Genomic DNA, 19,580 nt, shown 5'->3' with positions numbered 1-19,580 from the left:
CTCATGCCTCTGCCTTGAGACCGGGATAGGCATACATCTTGTCGTAGGCGTAATCCGGATCATCCCAGGAGATCATCTTGCCCGGGTTGAGCAGCCCCTTGGGATCGGCTTCGCGCTTGAAGTTCAGCTGGGTGGCATCGGTCATCTGCCGCCCGCCTTCTTCCAGCGTGTAGCGATGCGGGTTGAAGATCAGCGCGCCGGCTTCCTCGTGCAGGCGCACGATCTCATCCAGCCGCTCTTCGGTGGTGAAGCGCACCAGGGTCAGCCCGGCAAAGCCCACCTTGCCGCCGTTCTTCAGCACTTCGAGGTGCTGCATGACCTCTTCCGTGGGGAACATGGCGCGGATCTTCTCGACCAGTTCGATATGGTCGGGGAAGGCGTAGCGCACCTGCAGGTAGGTGATCTCCGGATCGACCTTGAGCGCCCGCAGCGTGGTGTGGTTCCAGCCATATTCAAAGATCTTGCCCGGGCGGCGGGGCCAGTCGTGATCATCACTGCGGTAGATCATCTTGGCCTTCGGACGCCGCGCGAGGAAGGTCAGGAAGCCTTCCATCGAATGGGGCGCAACCATCAGGCCGATCAAGTTGCTGTCTTCGCTGACGAAGGGTTTCACCCGCTGGAAGTAGCTGTGGGCGATGGGCGCTTCGTAGACAGAGGCCAGCTTGATCAGGATGCCGTCTTCATTGGCCAGCTCATCGGCGAATTCCATGGCCTCCTTGAAGTCATCCATGGCGACGAAGACATCGGTCCAGTCATAGGCCGGGGCCAGCGGCATCTCGATCTCCGTGATGATGCCGTTGGTGCCATAGGCGTGGCTGACACGGGCCAGCTCCTCGCCACGGAACTCCAGCACGCGGGGCTCTGCCTCCATGGTGACGACGCGCAGGCGGATGATGTTGCCCAGGTCGCGCAGCGCGCCCCAAGTGACGGAGCCGACGCCGCCCGAGCCCCCGGCGACGAAGCCGCCGATGGTCGCGGTTTCCCAGGTGGAGGAGAACATGCGCAGCTCCTGGCCCGAATGCTCCTTGCAGTGGGCGTCCAGGTCCTTGAGCACGCAGCCCGGCTCAACCACGACGCGGCCCGGTGTAACCTCTTTCACCTTGTCCATGTTGCGCAGATGCATGACGCAGCCGCCGGCAAGCGGCATGGCCTGGCCGTAGTTGCCGGTGCCCGCGCCGCGGGTGGTGACCGGCACGTCATGCTCGAAACAGGTCTTGAGGATCTCGATCACCTCGGCTTCCGAGCGGGGGCGGACGACGAAATCGGCGCTGACCCCTTCCAGGCGATCCTTGAGCACCGGCGAGTACCAGAAGAAATCGCGGCTGGCAGCCTTGATGCCCTGGTCGCGGGTTTCGAGATCCAGGTGGGAAAGGGCGGCCTTTGCGGCCTCGATATTGGCAGTCATGAGAGCCTCATCAGGTGGTCAAGTTCCGCGTAATCGGGCAGCGTGCGGTCGATGGCACGCCCCTGGCGCAGAACGATGCGGTCCGCTTGCGGACGGGCGAAGAACTCGGTCCATTCGCGAGCGCGGAACAGAAGAAGATCGGCGGGCGCGCCCGTGGCAAGGGAGGGGGCCTCCCAGCCGCAGGCCGTGGCCGGGTTGGTGATGAAGGACCGGATCCAGTCCGGGTCCGAATGGTCCAGGTGTGCGATCCGGGTCGCCTCTCGCAGGACCTCGACCATGTCGAGATCGCCGTAGGCATAGAAGGGATCGCGGGTGTTGTCCGACGCGAAGCTGACGTTGATGCCGCGCGCCTTCATCTCATGCACCAGCGTGACGCCGCGGTTGCGCGGGGTGCGCCCGGCGTGGCGATCCTGCAGGAAGAGGTTGCACATGGGCAGCGACACGGGGTTCAACCCAGCCTTGGCCACCAGGTCCAGCGTGTCCATCGCCCGGTCGACAGATTGCGTCGAGACAGAGCAGCAGTGCCCCACCACGACGGAGCCCTCGAACCCGGTTTCCAGCACCGTTTCCGCGATCATCCGCAGCGTTTCCGAGGTGGGATCCATCGTCTCGTCCGTATGGAAATCCACGTTCAGTCCGGCCTTGCCGGCCATCTCGAAGAAGGTCAGCAGGGCCTGCTTCAGCTCCGGGATCGGGTAGGTGACCATGCCCAGTGTCGCGCCGGCCTCTGTCACCACGCGGACGACATCGCCGAACTCTCCGTTCGGGTCGATCCGGTCGCAGGAAATCAGGCTGGAAGCCTGAAGATCCACGCGGCCGGCCCATTCCTCGCGCAGCTCCTGGAAGACCGGGAAGGTGCGCAGGTATTGCCCGTCGACGGAATCGACATGGGTGCGGATCCGTGCGGTGCCATGGGCATAGGCGCTGCGGATGGCAAAGGACATGCGGGCGCGCACGTCCTCGGGTTCCCAGTTGGCGTGATCGGCGCGCACGGTTCTGAGCGCCCCGTCGAACGTACCGTCCGGGTTGGAAGCGCGCGGCCAGATATGCCCCTTGTCGAGGTGCGTGTGCATGTCGGTGAAGAGCGGCAGCAGCATCGCGCCGCCCATCTCCACGTCCTGGCCCGCCGGCGCGGCAATGCGGCCCCCGGCGATCCCGATGTCTTTGCGGATAAGGCCGCCCTCCTGCCCCAGCAGGCAGGCAGGCACGGTCACGTTCCGAAGGGTGAAGTCCCCCTCCGGCAAGGTCTTGAAGTCCATGGTCATTCCCGTTTGAGCGCGCTTTCATGCCAGCGGAAGAGCGCGAGGTAGCTGATCGTGGACATGAGCGCGAAGATCACCACGCCCATGACAGAGATCAGGATGAGCGCCGCATAGAGACGCCCGAAGTTGAAGCGATAGGAGGCCTCGAGCAGGGTCGAGGCAAGGCCAAGGCCGGTGCCGGCACGGCCGATGACGAACTCGGCCACCACGGCGCCGATCAGCGCCAGCCCGCCGGCGATCTTGAGACCGCCCAGGAAAAAGGGCAGCGCGGTCGGCGCATAGAGGTAACGCAGCTTCTGCCAGCGCGTCGCCCCGTAGATGGAGAAGAGATCCTCAAGGTTATGGTCCGCCGATTTCAGCCCGATGGTCGTGTTGGACAGGATCGGGAAGAAGGCCACGATCCAGGCACAGAGCAGCGCGGCCATGAAGGCGTTGTCGATGTAGATCTGCAGCAGCGGCGCGATGGCCACGACCGGCGTCACCTGAAGGATGACCGCATAGGGGAAGAAGGACATCTCTGCCCATTTCGACTGGGTGAAGGCCACGGCCAGCACGACGCCCCCGGCGACCGCCATCAGCAGGGCCAGAAGGGTCAGCCGTCCGGTGATCACCATGGCCGGCCAGAGCAGCGGCCAATCCTCTACCATCTTCTGCGCCACAAGGCCGGGCCCGGGCAGGATGTAATGGGGCACTTCCGCGATGGTCACGTAAAGATGCCAGGCCAGGACCGACAGGATCAGCACCAGCGACGGCAGCAGCCAGCGCGCCATGCGCATGATCTTCTCGCGCCGGGCGCGATCCAGTTCCTCCTGGTCGACAAGCGGGGTTTCGGTACCTGTGTCCGTGATGCTCATGCCGCTTCTCCGATGGCTTGATGCAGGGCGTCCGAGGCTTCGCGGCAATGGGCGGCATATTCGGCAGAGGTGCGGAATTCCTCTGTCCGGGGATAGGCCGCATCCACTTCCAGCTGGCGGATCACGCGGCCGGGGCGCGCAGCCATGACCACGATGCGATCGGACAGGAAGACGGATTCGAAGACCGAGTGGGTAACGAAAATCACTGTGCAGCCAATGGCTTCGCGCAGGGCCAGCAGGTCCTGGTTCAGCTTGTGGCGGGTGATTTCATCCAGCGCGGCAAAGGGTTCGTCCATCAGGATAAGCCGCGGTTTGGTGACCATGGCGCGGGCGATGGCGACGCGCATCTTCATGCCGCCGGAAAGCTCACGCGGGAAGGCGCGCTGGAACTTCTCAAGGCCCACCAGCTTGAGCGCCTGAAGCACCTCGTCCTTGACCTCGTTGTAGCTGATCCCGCGCAGACGGAAGGGCAGCCAGACGTTGTCCACCACGCGCGCCCAGGGCATCAGCGTGGGCTCCTGGAAGACCACGCCAAGGTCGTCCTTGGACTGGCCGCCGGTCCAGCGGATCTGGCCGGCCGTGGGCTGCATCAGCCCGGAAATGATGCGCAGCGCAGTGGATTTGCCGCAGCCGGAGGGACCGAGAAGAGAGATGAAATCCCCTTCGTTCACGGTCAGGTTCATATCCTTCAGCGCAACGATGTTCCCGCGAAACGTCTTTTCCACGTGGTTCATCTGTAGCAGCGTCGAGCGTTCGCCGAGCGGCGGGCGAGAGAGTGACATAGCGGTCTCCGATCAGGTGGGGGGGAGCCCCCACCCGATTTTACTAAGTTATTTCAGGTCCATGCCGACTTTCTGGTTCACGAACTGGGTCGTGAAGGCAGCCTTCCAGTCGATGTCGTCCTCGATCACGCCGGCATCCACCATCTTGGTGTAGAAGTCGCTGACCTTCTCTTCGGTCATTGCGCCGATGCCCATGGTTTCCGCGTCACCGGAATCGACAATCCCCTCGGCGATCATCTTCTCGATCGCGAAGTCGATCTTGTCTTCGGTCATCTCGGGGTTGTCGGCGATGATCATCTCGCGCGCGGCGGCGCTGTCACCGTACAGGAAGTTGTACCAGCCCTTGATGGAGCCATCGACGAAGCATTGCACCTGCTCGGGCTTCTCGGCGATCGTGTCTGCCATTGTCTCGATCGTGGTGGCGTAGGTGGAATAGCCCGCATCCGCGATCAGGAAGGCATCGGGGACAAAGCCGCCTTCTTTTTCAATGAGATAGGGCTCAGAGGACAGGTAGCCTTGCATGCCCATGGTGTCATCCGCCAGGAAGGGGGCGGGGTTGAAGGTATAGGGCTCGCGCTGCTCGGCGGTGAAGCCATAGGCCTGGATCATCCACTGGTAGTAGGACTGGTAGCCGTTGTCGCCGATCAGCAGGGTCAGGTTCTTGAGATCCTCGAAGGTTTCGGCCTTGCCGGGGTGGGCGATGATCACCTGGGGGTGCTTCTGGAAGGTCGCGGCGACAGAGACGACGGGCACGCCTTCCTTCACGGCGTTGAAGGCCTGCAGCAGGTCGCCCCCCATGTGGTAGTCGATCCGGCCGGCCAGCATCAGCGCGCGGTTGTTCACCTGCGGGCCGCCGGGAACAATGGTCACGTCCAGGCCGCAATCGGCATAGGTGCCATCGGCGACGGACTGGTAGAAGCCGCCGTGTTCGGCCTGGGCCAGCCAGTTGGTGCCGAAGCTGACCTTGGTCAGATCCTGGGCCTGGACGGCCCCGGCAGAGAGCAGGGCCACAGCGGTGACGGTAAGTTTCAAGGATTTCATCATAGTCTCCCGGTTGGATTTTTTAGTCTTTTGAATGATTTAACGGGGGGTTCAAGGCCCCTTCTTCTCCGTTGCAGCGCCAGGGTCCGCAGCGGTGAGGGAATGGGCATTCCCCCTGCCCTGCTGCCCGATTTCAGGCGTTTTTCGCCCCGGGCCAGCGCGCCGTGCTTGGCCCTGTGCTGCTGTCCTGCGAAAGAGAGACAGCAGAAGAAAGGAATGATCATGATCCGCAGCCTTGTCCCGCAGACCATCGCCCCGCCCTTTGCCCGTTACGCCCATGGCGTCGCGCTTGAGGGCGGAAACGGCATCGTGCTGACCTCTGGCCAGCTGGCCCTTGCCAGCGATGGCACGGTGCCCGAGGGCGCCGAAGCCCAGGCGGCGCTGTGTTTCGCCAATGTCGACGCGATCCTGGAAGAGGCCGGGACGAGCCGCGAAAACGTCTTGCGAATCAATGCCTTCGTCACGGGCCGCGCGCATATGGCCGGCTACATGGCGGCGCGGGATGCCTGGCTGGCGCAGGTGTCGCACCTGCCGGCATCGACCCTGATGATCGTCTCCGGCTTCACGCGGGAGGAATTCGTGGTGGAGGTCGAAGTGATGGCTGCCCTGCCCTGAAGGGGCGGCAATTGCCGTCTGGCTGGCCTTGGGATTCAGGTGTCTCATCTCTCTCCATCGCCACCCGGATCGGGCGTACCTTCAGGTTTGGGATGAGCAATGATCCAGCCTGGCCGATCCGCTTCTACTCGACACAGAGGCTAAGAGGGCTTTCAGATACATGTCACGGGGCAAGGGAGTGTTTGTCGCCCTGCGATCGTGCGGTTGCCTGTTTATTGGGCGCGCGCGCCGGGCCAACGCCGCCGCTCCGGGCCCTTTGCGAAGCCCGGGACAGGGCGCGGCGGGGCGCTGAAAACGGCGCCGGTGCGGCGTCTGTATCCTGTCGGTATCGCGTCGGTATTACGTCGGTGCGCTCCGCACGGTCGCGGGGCAAAGCGTTAAGACCTTGGTGAGAAAATGCGCGGCCCCTTTACGCGCGCCCTTCCCCGTCATCAGGCCAACCCGTCATCAGGCCCGCCCCGTCAGAACGCACAGGGCCGTCCGCCGACGTGCCGCAGGCACGGAGACGGGCGCGCCCTTCTCGATGGAGGGCGCGCCCGTTTCCCCGGTCATCGGGCCGGCTGGTTTACTTGTGGATCGGTTCGGCGGTGAACTTGCCGCCCTGGTAGCGGCTTTCGGGCGCATCGGCGGGGGGACAGGGCTGGGCCGCCTCGATCTCTGCCCGGTAGGTTTCCGAATTGTCCTGCGGGCGCCAGCCGATCAGCCGCGCCGTGGAGGTATCCCACCAGCCTTCGTCGTTGTTCGACACACCCCAGATCACCGGGCAGCCCAGCATCGGCGCGCGGAAGACGCATTCGACCAGGCGGATGAAGTCATCCGGGCTCAGCCAGGTGGCCATCATGCGCCGGTCCACAGGCTTTTCGAAGCAGGAGCCGATACGGATCAGCGCCGTCTCCTGCCCGAATTTCGAATGGTAGAGCGAGGCCATGGCTTCGCCGAAGCACTTGGACACGCCGTAAAGCCCATCCGGTTTCACCGGGTCCTGCACGGTCAGGACCTTGTCCTGGGTGTAATAGCCGATGGTATGGTTTGAGGTGGCGAAGAAGATCCGCGGCATCCCATGGGCGCGCGCGGCTTCGTAAAGGTTGTAGACCCCGGTGATATTGGCGTTCTGGATGTCCTTCCAGGGACGTTCCACCGAGACGCCGCCAAGGTGCAGGATGGCATCGCAATCCGCGACCAGCTCCATCACCGCGGCTTCGTCGCCCAGGTCGCAGGGCACGACTTCCTCATGCGGGCCGGCGGCGGGGGCCATCTCTCCGATGTCGGAGAGGCGCAGGATATCGGCCATGTGGCCCAGCCGGGCGCGGGCCAGTTTGCCAAGGTTTCCGCCGGCGCCGGTGATCAGCAAGCGTTTCATGGGTACTCCTATTCTTCGGATCGTGCGCCGCTGGCGTTACTGCAGCAGCGACGGCAGGTACATCGAGAAGGCCGGCACGTAGGTCACCAGCATCAGCGCCACGACGATGGCGCCGTAAAAGGGCCAGATCGTGCGGACTGCCTGGTCGATGCGGATACCGCCGACGACACAGCCCACGAACAGGCAGGCGCCCACCGGCGGGGTGCACAGGCCAAGGCCCAGGTTCATCATCAGGATCACGCCGAACTGCACCGGGTCCATCCCCAGCCCGGTGACGACCGGCAGGAAGATCGGCGTGCAGATCAGGATCAGCGCGGCCATGTCCATGATCATGCCCAGGATCAGCAGGGTCAGGTTCAGCAGCAGCAGGATGACGATGGGATTGTCCGAGATAGTGGTGACGAAGGTCGCCAGGTTGTCCGGCACCCGGTAAAGCGCCAGCAGATAGGCAAAGGCCGAAGCCGTCGCCACCAGCGTCATGACCAGCGCCGTGGTGCGCACCGCGCCGAAGACCGCGCGCTTGAAGCCCGGCCAGGACAGTTCGCGGTAGACGAAGATCGTCACCACAAGGGCCCAGATCGCCCCGAAGGCGCCGGATTCCGTCACCGTCATCACTCCGGAAAGCACGCCGCCGACGATGATCACCGCCGTCATCAGCCCCGGCAGGGCGACGATGAAGCTGACCATCAGGGCGGACCAGCCGGGGAATTCCTCGGCCGGGTAGCCGCGGCGCACGGCGATGTACCAGGCGACCACGCCCAGGCAGAGGCACATCAGCAGCCCCGGCACGATCCCGGCGATGAACAATTGCGAGACCGAGACGCCACCGGCGGCCACCGCGTAGAGGATCATGTTGTGGCTGGGCGGGATCACCACCCCGGCCACGGAGGAAGTCACGGTCACGTTGACGGCGTAATCCGCGTCATAGCCCTTTTCCTTCATCACCGGCATCAGGATGGAGCCAAGCGCCGAGGTATCGGCCACGGCGGATCCGGAGATGCCGCCGAAGAGCATGGAAGAGGCCACGTTGACCACGCCCAGCCCGCCGCGCGAGCGCCCCACCGCAGAGGCGGCCAGGCGCACCAGCCGCGCCGCGATGCCGCCCTGCATCATCAGGTCGCCGGCGAAGATGAAGAAGGGAATGGCCAGCAGCGAAAAGACGGAGATCCCCGACAGGATGCGCTGGAACCCGATGAAAAGCGGCAGGCCTTCGTAAAGGAAGCCGCCCACCGTCGCCAGGCCCAGGGCAAAGGCCACCGGCATGCCGGCCAGGAGGCCCAGGAAGAAGAGGCCGAAAAGAATTGCGAGGCCCATTTAACGCTCCATCGGGTCTTCGCCACGGGCAAGCGCGGCAAGGTGGTAGAGGGAAAAGAGCACGGAAAGCGCCCCGCAGATCGCCATGGGGATGGCACGCCAGCCCTCTGCGATGCCCAACATCGGGATTTGCCGCCGCCAGGTCTTGTCCGCCAGTTCCCAGCCCTGCCAGGCCAGGAAGCCGCCGAAGATGATCACCCCGATCACCGCCAGCCAGCGCAGCGGGATGCGGATCCGGGGCGGCATCATCTCTCTCACGAAATCCATGGACAGGTGGGCCTTGTTCCAGACCCCGGCCGCGCCGCCCAGGAAGGTCACCCAGACCACCAGCAGCAGGGCTGCCTGTTCCACCCAGGTGGGCGTGTCGTTCAGCACGTAGCGGCCGAAGACCAGCCAGCCGAAGATCGCGATCAGGCCGACAAGTTGCACCCCCGCGACGATCATGCACGCCCGCGAGAGCAGGTCGAGAACGCGGTAGACCTGCCCCTTGTCCTCTGTCTCTTCCGTCATCTTCAAATCCCTCTCCGCGGTCGTCCGTCGCGGGTGTCCCGGCATGAAAAGCCCCGGCCCCTTTTGAGGGCCGGGGCTTGGTGTCAGCTTACCGGTCAGTCGGTGGCCTGGATGTCTTTGACAAGCGCTTCCAGGTCCGGGTTTTCGGCAAGGAAGCCTGCGTAGACCGGGCCCATGGCATCCTGGAAGGCCTTGGGATCATCGACCTCGTTGATCTTGGACCCGGCTGCCTTGACCTTTTCCAGGCTGGCCATCTCGCGCTCTGCCCAAAGCTCACGCTGGGTTTCGGCGGCGTCCACGGCGGCCTGTTTCACCATTTCCTGGTCTTCCGCGCTCAGCGCTTCCCAGCTTGCGGTGGAGATGCAGATGCATTCGGGAATGATCAGGTGGTTGGTGATGGAGTAATAGGGCGCCACCTCGAAGTGGTTCGAGCTGTCATAGGAGGGGTAGTTGTTCTCTGCCCCGTCGATGACGCCGGTTTTCAGCGACTGGTACACCTCGGAATAGGCCATCGGGGTGGCGTTGCCGCCCAGCTGGTCAACCATGTCGACATAGAGGTCGTTGTTCATGACGCGGAACTTCATGCCATCGACATCGGCCGGGGACATGATCGGCTTCTTGGTGTTGTAGAAGCTGCGCGAGCCGCTGTCGAACCAGCTGAGCGCCACCAGGCCCTCTTCGGACAGCGCCTTGGAGAAGCGCTCGCCGATCTCGTTGTCCATGACGCGGTGCATGTGGTCCACGTCCTTGAAGATGAAGGGCAGCGACAGCACGTTCGTGGCGGGCACGATCTGGCCCATGGGGCCCATGTTGAAGTTCGCGAAATCCAGGCCGCCGTTGCGGACCTGTTCGATGGCGTCGGGCTGCGCGCCCAGGACGGCGTTGTGATAGACCTGCGGGGTCACGCGGCCCTCGGTGGCTTCGGCGACCTGCTCTGCGAACATCTCAAGCGCGATGGAGTTCGGGTAGTCTTCCGGATGGATGTTCCAGCCGCGCCAGTCCTCTGCCAGCGCCGGCATTGCAACCATCGCCGCCAGCAGGCCCGTTACTGCGGTATGTTTGTAGTTCATGGTGTTCCTCCCTTGAAACCGAGGCGATTTGCACCGCCATCGGGCTCACTTATGAGGATTCATCTTATCACTTGTCAACATGTCTGATATCTTCGGGGCAGATTTGACAATCGCGCTGAAATTCCTCTTATCTATTCTGAGCACAGGAGCAGCCCATGGCAAATGATATAAAGAGCAGAGCAGCGCCGCGGGGCAATCTGGTGGCCGATGTGGTCGACACGCTGCGCAGCCGGATCGAAAGCGACGAGTTCTCGCCAGGCGATCGCCTGCCCTCAGAGGCCAAGCTGACCGAGGAATTCTCGGTCTCTCGCACGGTGATTCGGGAAGCCATCGCCGCCCTGCGCGCCGACGGGCTGGTGCAGCCGCGCCAGGGCGCTGGCGTCTTCGTGCTGGAGCCCGCACCCATTGCCCCCCGCCCCTTCCAGATCGTCGATACCGCGCGGATTTCCTCTATCGTCGAGATGCTGGAGCTGCGGATCGCCGTTGAAATGGAGGCCGCAGCGCTTGCCGCCGCCCGCCGTTCCCCCGCGCAGGAAGAGCAGATCTACGAAGCGGAAGCCGAGGTGCGCCAGCTTGCCGAAGAGGGCAAGCCGACCACCGCCGCCGACCTGCGCTTTCACCTGGCGGTGGCCGATGCCACCAACAATCCCCGCTTCCGGGAGTTCCTTGAGGTCATGGGCCTGGCGGTCATTCCGCGCGCCACCCTGCCGCGCGAAGGCGCAGAGCGCAGTTCGGACAGCTATATCTCCATGATTTCAGAGGAACATCGCGCCATTGCCGATGCCATCGCCGCCGCGGATGCCAATGCCGCGCGTGACGCGATGCGGCGCCACCTGCAGGGCAGCCAAGCGCGGTATCGGCGGCTTCTGCGGGGTGGCTAAAATAGATCATACAAGTGATTGACACTTGTATGGCAAGCCGGTTAGCTCTGCTGGAAAGCAACAAGCGGAGCTATGGATATGGACCCGATCGACCTGAAGACCTCTCTTGGGTCTGGCCTTCTCTCTTTCCCGGTCACGCCTTTCGGCGCGGACGGCGCTTTCAATCGCGCCAGCTACGAAGAGCACGTGGGCTGGCTGTCCCAATACCCCGCTGCAACGCTGTTTGCCGCCGGGGGAACGGGCGAGTTCTTTTCGCTCAAGCCCGATGAGATCCCGGAAATCGTCAGCGCGGCCAAGTCCGTCTCTGGCGATATCCCGATCGTTTCGGGCTGCGGTTACGGCACGGAAATCGCCGTGGACATCGCCCGGGCGGCAGAAAAGGCCGGGGCCGATGGCATCCTGCTGATCCCGCATTACCTGATCGATGCCCCGCAAGAGGGGCTTTATGCCCACGTCAAGAAGGTCTGCCAAAGCGTCGGCATCGGCGTCATGGTCTACAACCGGGACAATTCGATCCTGCAGGCTGACACCCTTGCCCGGCTCTGTGATGAATGCCCCAACCTGGTGGGCTTCAAGGACGGCTCCGGCGATATCGGCCTGGTGCGCCAGGTCACCGCCAAGATGGGCGACCGGCTGATGTACCTGGGCGGCATGCCCACCGCCGAGCTGTTCGCCGAGGCCTACCTGGGCGCCGGCTTCACCACCTATTCCTCTGCCGTGTTCAACTTTGTCCCCGGGCTGGCGATCGATTTTTACGACAGCCTGCGCGCCGGCAAGACGGACCGTTGCACGCAGATCCTGAATGATTTCTTCTATCCCTTCATGGAGATCCGCAATCGCTCCAAGGGCTACGCCGTTTCGGCCATCAAGGCCGGGGTGAAGCTTCAGGGCTTTGACACCGGGCCGGTGCGCTCCCCCCTGACGGACCTGACCCCGGAAGAGGTGGAGATGATGGCGAAGCTGATCGCGCCCTACAAACGGTGAAGAGATGAAGATCGAAGCTGTCCACACGCACCTGCTGGAACACCGGCTGGAGACACCCTTCCAAAGCGCCTCCATGCGGTTCGACCGCCGCCAGCACATCCTGGTGGAGGTGATCTGCGATGATGGCACGGTGGGCTGGGGCGAATGCCTTGGCCCGGCGGGCCCGAATGCCGCCGTGGTCAAGGCCTATGCCAACTGGCTGGTGGGCATGGACCCGCTGGAAACGGAGAAGATCTGGGCGACGCTCTATAATGCGCTGCGCGACCAGGGGCAGCGCGGGCTGACCGTGACGGCCCTGTCGGGCATCGACATCGCGCTCTGGGACATCAAGGGCAAGCACTTCGGCGTGCCGGTCTCTACCCTGCTGGGCGGGCGCTTCCGCGAGAGCGTGAAGGCCTATGCCACCGGCGCCTTCAAGCGCGATGGCGTCGACCGGGTGACCGACAATGCCGAGGAAGCCGCGCGTCACCGCGCCGCCGGGTTCCACGCCATGAAGATCAAGATCGGCTTCGATTTCCAGGAGGACATGGCCGTCATCCGCGCCGTGCGCGAGGCCATGGGCCCGGACATGCGGCTGATGATCGACGGCAACCACGGCTACGACACGGTGGAGGCGATCCGCATTGGCCGCGCCGCCGCGGATCTTGGCGTGGATTGGTTCGAAGAGCCGGTGACGCCGGAGCACCTGTCCGCCTACCGTGAGCTGCGCCGCCAGCAACCCCTACCCATAGCGGGTGGAGAGACCTGGCACGCAAGATGGGGTATGAAAGAGCCGATCGAGACGCGCTGCGTCGATATCCTGCAACCCGATCTATGCGGCTGCGGCGGCTTTACGGAGATGAAGCGGATCGCGGATATGGCCGCGCTGCACAACGTGCGGGTCGTCCCGCACGTCTGGGGCACCGGCGTGCAGATCGCCGCCAGCCTGCAGTTCATGGCCGCGATGATCCCGAACCCCGTGCGCGTGAATCCGGTTGAGCCGATCCTGGAATTCGACCGCACCCACAACCCCTTCCGGCAGGCGGTGCTGAGCACCCCCATCGAGCACGAGAACGGCGTGGTGCACATCCCCTCTGCCCCCGGGATCGGGGTGGAGATCAACCGCGCGGCGCTCAAGGAATTCGCGCCGAAGGAGTAGCCCCATGCATCGCCCCGTTTCCGGCCCCAGGCCCGCGATCACCCTGCCCCGCGGTGCGGTGGACAGCCAGTGCCACATGTACCTGCCGGGCTACCCTGCCCTGCCCGGCGGCCCGCCGAACCCGGCTGAACCGCTCCCCACCCCGGCGATGTACCGCGAGCTGATGGGATGGCTTGGGATCGAGCGCACCATCGTCACGCAAGGAAACGCGCAGCAGGACGACAACGAGAACCTGCTGGTCTGCCTGGCCGAGATGGGGGACGTCGCGCGGGGCATCGCGGCGGTGAAACCGGAGGTCGGCGGGGCCGAGTTGGCCCGGCTGGCCGATGGCGGGATCATCGGGTTGCGCATCATGGACCTGCCCGGCGGGGCCGTGGGACTTGAAGCGCTGGAGGCGCTGGATGCCATCGCCTTTGACATGGGCTGGGTGCTGGGCGTGCAGTTCCACGGCAACCGCGTGGTGGAGCTTGAGCCCCGCCTGGCCGCCCTGCGCAGCAAGTGGTGCTTTGACCATCACGGCAAGTTCTTCGACGGCGCCCTGCCCGACGGCCCCGAGGTCGCCGCCACCAAGCGGCTGATCGACGGCGGCAAATGCTGGTTCAAGCTGGCGGGCTGCTACGAAAGCTCCCGCGAGGGTGGCCCGGAGTATTCCGATGTCGCCGCCGTGGCGCAGACCCTCGCCGCCCATGCGCCCGAACGGCTGATCTGGGGTACGAACTGGCCGCACAACCTGGCCAAGACCGAAGCGGAATACCCCGACGACCGGGCCCTTCTGGACACCGTCCTGGGCTGGCTGGACGAGGACACCCGGACCAGGGCGCTCGTCACCAACCCGCAGGAATTCTTCGGCCTGAAACCGATTGCCTGACACACCGGGGCGCCGTCATCCGCCCCCTTGCCCGTCTGCTATTCCGGGGCGACTCCGTCGAAGGCCCCCGGCGACAGCTCTTCCCAGAAGGCGATGATCGCGCGGGCGTTCAGGGCCGACATCCATCCGTAGCGCTCGAAATCGTCGCGCGCGGCGCCCTCCAGCTGGGACAGGAACAACCGCTTGTCGGCGTCCCGCTGCGTGGGCGTGCGTGCCCGCGCCAGCTCCTGGATCCGGCCCAGCCGTTGCGCGCGGGGCGAGGTCGGCTGGTTTCGCGGCGAAACCTCTGAAGAGCGCGAGGCCCCGCCGCTCTCTGCCCGGAAATCCTGCTTCAGCGCGGCGGTCAGGTAGCCGACGGCGTTCTTCACACCGCCCTGCCCCGCGATGTAATCCAGCTTTTCGCGCACGTAGGCATCGCCATGTTCGCCGATCCACTGCCGCGCCAGCCGGTCGCTGACGCCAAGGGCACGGATGCGCGCGTATACCTCGGAATTGCGCATGCCTTCGCCGTCATCCAGGTCCAGAATCGCCAGCTGCGGGTTCTCTGCAATCCTGAACCGGATATCCGTTACCGTGCGCCCCATCTTGCGCGTCTCCGGCGTCACCACGATGTTCGAGGTCTTGTTGACCTCGGCCACGGCGGGCTTGATGATCTTGGCGTTGAGGTGCTTGTAGGTGTCGTAATAGGCGCTGTCCGACACGCCCATCAGGCGGCGGAACAGGTCCAGGTCCCACCAGCCGGTGCTGCCCGTGCGCACGAAACGATAGCAGTTCTCGTAAAGCGCCAGCGCGTGGCCGCTCGTGAACCGCCGCTGGATGTTCAGGTTGATCAGCGCAAAGACCTTGGGGTCGTGCATCTTCTCCGCCAGCGCCGGGGAATAGGCATATTCGCAGATCCCGCCCTTCAGCTTGGCATAGGACAGCAAGGACGAGACGCCCCATTCCTGCTGGCCCTGCTCGTCCAGCATGTCCCATTCCGCCGTCGTCTCGGCCAGCCCGCGCAAGGAGGCTTTCAGCGTGTCCTGGTCGTTCGAGTTGTAGCCGATCATCAGGCACAGGGTGCGGGCGTCGATGCGATGCACCGGCTGGCTGATCAGCGTGTCATAGGCGTTCAGCAGCAGCACGTTGCTCAGCTTGCGCTGCAGCAGCGTCAGCTTGCCCGACACATGCACCGCCGCCACGTGTTTCTTGACCGCGCCACGGCGCAGGCTGCCGGTCAGCCTTTCGCGGGGAATGTCGCTCATGCCCTTGGTCTCTCCTGCCTGTCGCCGGGCGTGACCCGGGTCCTGCTGCGCGCCTGCGGGATCGCGAATCCCCGGGCGCGCCGGGGTGTCCCGCTTTTGGAGAGGAGTATTCAGGATAAGGTGCCCGCAAGCAAGTTTCCTTTTGGCACCTTTGCGGCCATCCCGTATCCGGGCACCTATGGGGAACAGCCTCTGGCGAAAGGTACCCGATTACGGGATCGGGGTTCCACGGGCCGACTCGGCACCGGGGCAATCCCCGGTCCAACCGCCTGTTTCAGGCGCAAAAGGAGTCCCCCGGCCCCGGTTTCCCGCGAATCGGAGCCCCTGATCCCGTATCCGGGTCCCCTTCGCCCCGCATCAAGCCCCCGTTGCTCCCGTATCCGGGCACCCGATTATGGCTAACTATCTGGGATAATTGATGAAATTTGACCGTAAAGATTCTTAAAAGATTCTCAAAGAGACTAAACAGACTGTTCGTTGCTTTGGATATGTGGATTTTTGGGAATCTGGGACGCATCCCGATTCACTTTGATCCCGGCATGTGCGATAGTTTCCCGGATATCTTGGAAAACTGCGGACATGGGGAGTTTCTATGGCCACGAAATCCGGCAACGGCACCCGACCAGAGGTCCCGCCCTACTTCAACATAGACCCGGCCGAGGCGGCAAGCCAGTTGTCCGATCCGATCAATACAACCCGCTTTGCCAAGGCGGCGAACTTTGCGGCCCGCGGCCGGGATGACCTGGCCCGTCGCGGCTATGCGCCCGACGGCAAGAAGCGCCTGCGCAAGTTCTCCACCTGGGAGGTCTGCAAGTACCTGATCCCCGTCGCGCCCGCGCATATGCGCCGGGTGCTCAAGGCAAACCCCGATCTGCCGCAGGGCACGGGCGACGGCAATTCCAAATGGTTCACCCTGGATGAGGTCCTGCGCCTGCGCGATCACTTCGCCGCCGAGGGCGATCCCAACCGCGAATACCGCGCCTGGCGCCCCGAAGGCCTGCCGGCCAAGGTCGTGGCCGTGGCGAACTTCAAGGGCGGCGTGGGCAAGACCTCGACCGCGGCGCACCTGGCGATGTCCGCCGCCCTCGATGGCTACAAGGTGCTGGTGATCGACCTGGATTCCCAAGGGTCGATGACCTCGATCATGGGCGGCAAGGTCGAAGACGAATGGCAGACCGCCTTCCCGCTGCTGGCGCGCGACTATGCCAAGCACCTGCAACAGGAAAACAGCGTGCGCGAGGCCGCTGGACAGGCCCCGATCCCCTTCGACGAAACCCTGACAGAAGCCCTGACGGTTTCGCCGCGAAACCTGATCCAGAAGACGCACTGGCCGAATATCGACCTGATCGGGGCGCAGCTGAACCTTTACTGGTCCGAGTTCCAGGTGCCGGTCTGGCGCATGCAGGCGCGCAGCTGGCCGCTTTGGGATGCGCTCCAGAACGCGCTTGAGGACGGCGGGCTGCTGGACGACTACGACGTGGTCTTCCTCGACACGCCCCCGGCACTTGGCTACCTGACGATCAACGCTCTGTCGGCGGCGGACATCCTGCTGGTACCCTTGGGGGCAAGCTTCCTAGAGTTCGATTCCACGGGGCGGTTCTTCGACATGATCTATTCGACCTTCGCCTCCATCGAGGAGGGCGAGAACCGCATCCGGCGGCAGGATGGCCTGCCGGAGATGCGCTTTGAATGGGACGCCGTGCGGGCGCTGATCACCCGCTTTGATTCCGCCCAGCAGACGGATCTGGCCAATGTCATCCAGGCCTATTTCGGGGATTTCATGACCACCTACAGGCAGGAAGTCACCGCCATGGTCGGCCAGGCCGGAGAGCAGGTTTCCGGCATCTACGAGACCGACTATCGTGACTTCAACCGCGATACCTATGTCCGCGGGCGCGAGACCTTCGACCGGACCTGGGCCGAGGTGAAGCAGGTGATCCTGGGCACCTGGTGGCGCGATCAGCAAATGGCCGAGGCAGAGGCCCGGCAAGACGAACCACAGCCAGAGGAGGGTTGATCCATGGCCAAGAGACGCAAGCTTGAGACCCCCTCGGTCGAGGCGCTGAGCCAGATCGAAGAGGAGTTTCGCCGCGAAACCGGGGCAGGGCGGTCGCCCCTGACCGCACCGATCGCCCAGGTGGCGGCGGATTCGGCCAGCGCCTACGAGGCCCGCCCGGCCGAGGAGCGCGCCCGGATCGCGCGCGACCACAGCGACGCCGAGCGCCTGCGCGCGGCCGAGAGCAGCGGGTTGGTGATGGCGGAGATACCGCTTGACCAGATCGATGCGGAGGCCCTGGTGCGGGACCGCGTTGCGCTTGACGCCGAGGACATGCAGGAGCTTCAGCTGTCCATCGCGGCCAACGGCCTGCGCCTGCCGGTGGAGGTCTTCCCGCTGGAGGAGGAGGGGCGCGGCTACCGCTACGGGCTGCTGTCGGGCTACCGCCGCTTGCGGGCTTTCCAGGCGCTGCGGGGGCTGAACGCGAAGGATGGCCAGTACGAGACCATCAAGGCCGTGGTGCGGGATCCGGCGGCCATGGGGGGCACCTTTGCCGCCATGGTCGAAGAGAACGAGATCCGCTCGGGCCTCAGCCATTTCGAGCGGGGCAGGATCGCCGTCATTGCCAGCCAGCAGGGCGCCTTTGTCAACGTGGAGGCGGCGGTCGAGGCGTTGTTCCCGATGGCGTCGAAGGCGAAACGCTCCAAGATCCGCAGTTTTGCCCTGGTTTTTGAAGAGCTTGGCGACATGCTTGCCTTCCCGGACACGATCAAGGAGCGCGACGGGCTGAAGCTGGCCACGGTGCTGCGCAACGGCGGCGAGGCCCAGATGCGCGAGGCCTTAGCAACGCGGGTCGCGGAGACGCCGGAGGAGGAAGCCGAGATGATCGCCGAGGCGATGGCCCGCGTGGAGCCGGCCGCGCCGGACCGCAGCAAGGGCGGGCGCCCCCGCAAGACCCCGCCGCCCTCGCGCGAGGTGGCGCTGAACAGTGGAGTGACGCTGGAGTATGGCGAGGACCGCCAGGGCTGGACCATCCGCCTGAAGGGCAAGCCGTTGCCCCGGGACCTCGTCGAACAGGCCGTGGCAGAGCTGGAGCGGTTGCTGGACCGCTAGGGCAGGGGCCTGGCCGATCTTCAGGAAGAGGGCCGCGTCGCCCGCTGCGAAGCCGGGGCGGGGAATGGACAACTGGCAAGACACCGCAAAATCAAACACTTGCCGCATTGCAGCAAGAGGGTGAGGGGAAAGCATGTCGCTTTCCCCTCATTTTCTGTTGATTTTTGAGGGGAAAGCGCGCAGGAAACCCCTCATGCATATCTGGACACGGGATGAATGGCCGGACTTCCGGCATGATCCGGACCGGACCGAGGCGCCCCTGGCGCGGTTCTCGGCCCGGCTGGGCGCCGTGGAGGGGCTGCAGGCCTCTCTCACGCCCGAGGAGCGGCAGGAGGTCTTCCTGAGGGCCGTGACCGGCGAGGCGCTGGCCAGTTTCGCGATCGAGGATGTGACCCTGGCGGCGGCAGAGATCGAGGCCTCTGTCGTGGCCTCTCTCAAGCACCGCGCCGGAGCGGCCGGCGACGGGGCGCCGCGCAAGCGCTCCGATGCGATCGCGGAGCTGATGCTGGAAGCCCGGCAAGGGCAGGGCGCGCTGACCGGGGAGCGCCTGTGCCACTGGCATGAGCTGCTGTTCCACGGCATCGAGATCGAGGACAAGGGGCGCTGGCGCAGCTTTCCCATGGAGATCGTGCGCGGCGTGACCGGCCGGCGGGAGGATGTGCTTTACACCGCGCCGCCGCCAGAGGCCGTGCCGGCAGAGATGGCGCGCTTCCTTGAGGGGCTCGCGGCGGACCGCAGGCCGGTGCCCATCCGGGCCGCCATCGCGCATCTGTGGTTTGAATCCATCCACCCGTTTTCCGACGGCAACGGGCGGATCGGGCGGGCGCTGATCGAACATGTCTTCGCGGCGGGGCAGGGGGCCTTGCCCTTTTCGCTCTCCCGCCAGATCGAGGCCGACAAGCGCGGCTATTACGCGGCGCTTCAGGCCGGGCGGCAGGTCAGCGGCGGCTGCGTGGATGCCACGTCCTTCGTGCTCTGGCTGCTGGAACGGCTCGGCGATGGCGTGGCAGAGGCCGAGGCAGAGGCGCGCTTCCTGGTACGCCGCAACGCCTTTTTCACCCGCCACCCCGATCTGCCCGAGCGGGCCGAACGCGTCCTGCGCCGGCTGTTCGCCGAAGGCCCCGCGCGGCTGGAACAGGGCCT

The 19,580-nt window shown here is 64.8% G+C and carries 18 protein-coding genes; 8 read left to right on the top strand and 10 right to left on the bottom strand.

Annotation, left to right across the window (positions count from 1 at the left end; genetic code table 11):
• Position 1: 1 nt before the first annotated feature.
• Genes HCZ97_RS18110 through HCZ97_RS18090 form a run of 5 tightly spaced genes read right to left on the bottom strand, consistent with a single transcriptional unit; the run spans position 2 to position 5,344 of the window.
• Positions 2 to 1,405: an FAD-binding oxidoreductase gene (locus HCZ97_RS18110; protein WP_167690521.1), complete on the bottom strand. Its 1,404-nt coding sequence runs from the start codon at positions 1,403 to 1,405 to the stop codon at positions 2 to 4.
• On the bottom strand, positions 1,402 to 2,670 hold the full coding sequence (locus HCZ97_RS18105; RefSeq protein ID WP_368484397.1) for a cytosine deaminase: 1,269 nt from the start codon (positions 2,668 to 2,670) through the stop codon (positions 1,402 to 1,404). The genes HCZ97_RS18110 and HCZ97_RS18105 overlap by 4 nt, the downstream gene beginning before the upstream one ends.
• Positions 2,667 to 3,521, bottom strand: a complete 855-nt coding sequence (locus tag HCZ97_RS18100) for an ABC transporter permease (protein ID WP_167690519.1) — start codon at positions 3,519 to 3,521, stop codon at positions 2,667 to 2,669. The genes HCZ97_RS18105 and HCZ97_RS18100 overlap by 4 nt, the downstream gene beginning before the upstream one ends.
• The gene (locus HCZ97_RS18095) at positions 3,518 to 4,303 is read right to left on the bottom strand and encodes an ABC transporter ATP-binding protein (RefSeq protein ID WP_167690518.1); all 786 of its coding nucleotides are present in this window, start codon (positions 4,301 to 4,303) and stop codon (positions 3,518 to 3,520) included. The genes HCZ97_RS18100 and HCZ97_RS18095 overlap by 4 nt, the downstream gene beginning before the upstream one ends.
• A 48-nt stretch (positions 4,304 to 4,351) precedes the next feature.
• Entirely contained in the window at positions 4,352 to 5,344 is a 993-nt protein-coding gene (locus HCZ97_RS18090) for an ABC transporter substrate-binding protein (RefSeq protein ID WP_175581773.1), read from the bottom strand.
• Between the two features lie 222 nt (positions 5,345 to 5,566).
• Between HCZ97_RS18090 and HCZ97_RS18085 the strand changes: the two genes are divergently transcribed.
• Positions 5,567 to 5,959, top strand: coding sequence for a RidA family protein (locus HCZ97_RS18085; RefSeq protein ID WP_167690534.1), 393 nt, complete (start codon positions 5,567 to 5,569; stop codon positions 5,957 to 5,959).
• Positions 5,960 to 6,524: 565 nt separating this feature from the next.
• On the opposite strand, the gene HCZ97_RS18080 is transcribed toward HCZ97_RS18085, so the two are convergent.
• The 4 genes from HCZ97_RS18080 to HCZ97_RS18065 all read right to left on the bottom strand — a co-directional run bounded on the left by HCZ97_RS18080 (position 6,525) and on the right by HCZ97_RS18065 (position 10,213).
• Complete coding sequence (locus HCZ97_RS18080) at positions 6,525 to 7,319, bottom strand: NAD(P)-dependent oxidoreductase (protein WP_167690516.1); 795 nt, start codon at positions 7,317 to 7,319, stop codon at positions 6,525 to 6,527.
• A gap of 36 nt (positions 7,320 to 7,355) precedes the next feature.
• Entirely contained in the window at positions 7,356 to 8,633 is a 1,278-nt protein-coding gene (locus HCZ97_RS18075) for a TRAP transporter large permease (protein ID WP_167690515.1), read from the bottom strand.
• Positions 8,634 to 9,143 carry a TRAP transporter small permease gene (locus tag HCZ97_RS18070; protein ID WP_167690514.1) on the bottom strand — a complete coding sequence of 170 codons (510 nt, stop codon included), beginning with the start codon at positions 9,141 to 9,143 and terminating at the stop codon, positions 8,634 to 8,636.
• A gap of 95 nt (positions 9,144 to 9,238) precedes the next feature.
• Positions 9,239 to 10,213, bottom strand: a complete 975-nt coding sequence (locus tag HCZ97_RS18065) for a TRAP transporter substrate-binding protein (protein WP_167690513.1) — start codon at positions 10,211 to 10,213, stop codon at positions 9,239 to 9,241.
• A 155-nt stretch (positions 10,214 to 10,368) separates the two neighbouring features.
• Between HCZ97_RS18065 and HCZ97_RS18060 the strand changes: the two genes are divergently transcribed.
• The 4 genes from HCZ97_RS18060 (at position 10,369) to HCZ97_RS18045 (ending at position 14,084) form a co-directional block, all read left to right on the top strand.
• Entirely contained in the window at positions 10,369 to 11,094 is a 726-nt protein-coding gene (locus HCZ97_RS18060) for a FadR/GntR family transcriptional regulator (protein WP_167690512.1), read from the top strand.
• A 78-nt stretch (positions 11,095 to 11,172) separates the two neighbouring features.
• Positions 11,173 to 12,078 carry a 5-dehydro-4-deoxyglucarate dehydratase gene (kdgD, locus tag HCZ97_RS18055; protein ID WP_167690511.1) on the top strand — a complete coding sequence of 302 codons (906 nt, stop codon included), beginning with the start codon at positions 11,173 to 11,175 and terminating at the stop codon, positions 12,076 to 12,078.
• A 4-nt stretch (positions 12,079 to 12,082) separates the two neighbouring features.
• Entirely contained in the window at positions 12,083 to 13,216 is a 1,134-nt protein-coding gene (locus HCZ97_RS18050) for a mandelate racemase/muconate lactonizing enzyme family protein (RefSeq protein WP_167690510.1), read from the top strand.
• Positions 13,217 to 13,220: 4 nt separating this feature from the next.
• Complete coding sequence (locus HCZ97_RS18045) at positions 13,221 to 14,084, top strand: amidohydrolase family protein (protein ID WP_167690509.1); 864 nt, start codon at positions 13,221 to 13,223, stop codon at positions 14,082 to 14,084.
• Between the two features lie 38 nt (positions 14,085 to 14,122).
• On the opposite strand, the gene HCZ97_RS18040 is transcribed toward HCZ97_RS18045, so the two are convergent.
• Complete coding sequence (locus tag HCZ97_RS18040) at positions 14,123 to 15,328, bottom strand: replication initiation protein (RefSeq protein ID WP_167690508.1); 1,206 nt, start codon at positions 15,326 to 15,328, stop codon at positions 14,123 to 14,125.
• Positions 15,329 to 15,920: 592 nt separating this feature from the next.
• On the opposite strand from HCZ97_RS18040, the gene HCZ97_RS18035 reads away from it, so the two are divergent.
• The 3 genes from HCZ97_RS18035 to HCZ97_RS18025 all read left to right on the top strand — a co-directional run.
• Positions 15,921 to 17,345, top strand: coding sequence for an AAA family ATPase (locus tag HCZ97_RS18035; RefSeq protein WP_167690507.1), 1,425 nt, complete (start codon positions 15,921 to 15,923; stop codon positions 17,343 to 17,345).
• A 3-nt stretch (positions 17,346 to 17,348) separates the two neighbouring features.
• A complete protein-coding gene (locus tag HCZ97_RS18030) occupies positions 17,349 to 18,437 on the top strand; it encodes a ParB/RepB/Spo0J family partition protein (protein ID WP_167690506.1) in 1,089 nt (362 codons plus the stop codon).
• Between the two features lie 193 nt (positions 18,438 to 18,630).
• A partial coding sequence (locus tag HCZ97_RS18025) for a Fic family protein (RefSeq protein WP_167690505.1) occupies positions 18,631 to 19,580 on the top strand: 950 nt, incomplete at its 3' end.

The sequence above is a fragment of the Pseudooceanicola sp. HF7 genome, assembly GCF_011806405.1.
GTDB lineage: Bacteria > Pseudomonadota > Alphaproteobacteria > Rhodobacterales > Rhodobacteraceae > Pseudooceanicola.
Note: the sequence above shows the minus strand (reverse complement) of the source record. Positions and strands in the feature narration are given on the sequence as shown.

Coding starts and splice junctions, on each gene's coding strand:
- HCZ97_RS18100 (WP_167690519.1), bottom strand. CDS start 3,521: ATGAGCATCACGGACACAGGTACCGAAACCCCGCTTGTCGACCAGGAG.
- HCZ97_RS18050 (WP_167690510.1), top strand. CDS start 12,083: ATGAAGATCGAAGCTGTCCACACGCACCTGCTGGAACACCGGCTGGAG.
- HCZ97_RS18070 (WP_167690514.1), bottom strand. CDS start 9,143: ATGACGGAAGAGACAGAGGACAAGGGGCAGGTCTACCGCGTTCTCGAC.
- HCZ97_RS18095 (WP_167690518.1), bottom strand. CDS start 4,303: ATGTCACTCTCTCGCCCGCCGCTCGGCGAACGCTCGACGCTGCTACAG.
- kdgD (WP_167690511.1), top strand. CDS start 11,173: ATGGACCCGATCGACCTGAAGACCTCTCTTGGGTCTGGCCTTCTCTCT.
- HCZ97_RS18080 (WP_167690516.1), bottom strand. CDS start 7,319: ATGAAACGCTTGCTGATCACCGGCGCCGGCGGAAACCTTGGCAAACTG.
- HCZ97_RS18040 (WP_167690508.1), bottom strand. CDS start 15,328: ATGAGCGACATTCCCCGCGAAAGGCTGACCGGCAGCCTGCGCCGTGGC.
- HCZ97_RS18090 (WP_175581773.1), bottom strand. CDS start 5,344: ATGAAATCCTTGAAACTTACCGTCACCGCTGTGGCCCTGCTCTCTGCC.
- HCZ97_RS18065 (WP_167690513.1), bottom strand. CDS start 10,213: ATGAACTACAAACATACCGCAGTAACGGGCCTGCTGGCGGCGATGGTT.
- HCZ97_RS18085 (WP_167690534.1), top strand. CDS start 5,567: ATGATCCGCAGCCTTGTCCCGCAGACCATCGCCCCGCCCTTTGCCCGT.
- HCZ97_RS18060 (WP_167690512.1), top strand. CDS start 10,369: ATGGCAAATGATATAAAGAGCAGAGCAGCGCCGCGGGGCAATCTGGTG.
- HCZ97_RS18030 (WP_167690506.1), top strand. CDS start 17,349: ATGGCCAAGAGACGCAAGCTTGAGACCCCCTCGGTCGAGGCGCTGAGC.
- HCZ97_RS18045 (WP_167690509.1), top strand. CDS start 13,221: ATGCATCGCCCCGTTTCCGGCCCCAGGCCCGCGATCACCCTGCCCCGC.
- HCZ97_RS18035 (WP_167690507.1), top strand. CDS start 15,921: ATGGCCACGAAATCCGGCAACGGCACCCGACCAGAGGTCCCGCCCTAC.
- HCZ97_RS18105 (WP_368484397.1), bottom strand. CDS start 2,670: ATGACCATGGACTTCAAGACCTTGCCGGAGGGGGACTTCACCCTTCGG.
- HCZ97_RS18110 (WP_167690521.1), bottom strand. CDS start 1,405: ATGACTGCCAATATCGAGGCCGCAAAGGCCGCCCTTTCCCACCTGGAT.
- HCZ97_RS18075 (WP_167690515.1), bottom strand. CDS start 8,633: ATGGGCCTCGCAATTCTTTTCGGCCTCTTCTTCCTGGGCCTCCTGGCC.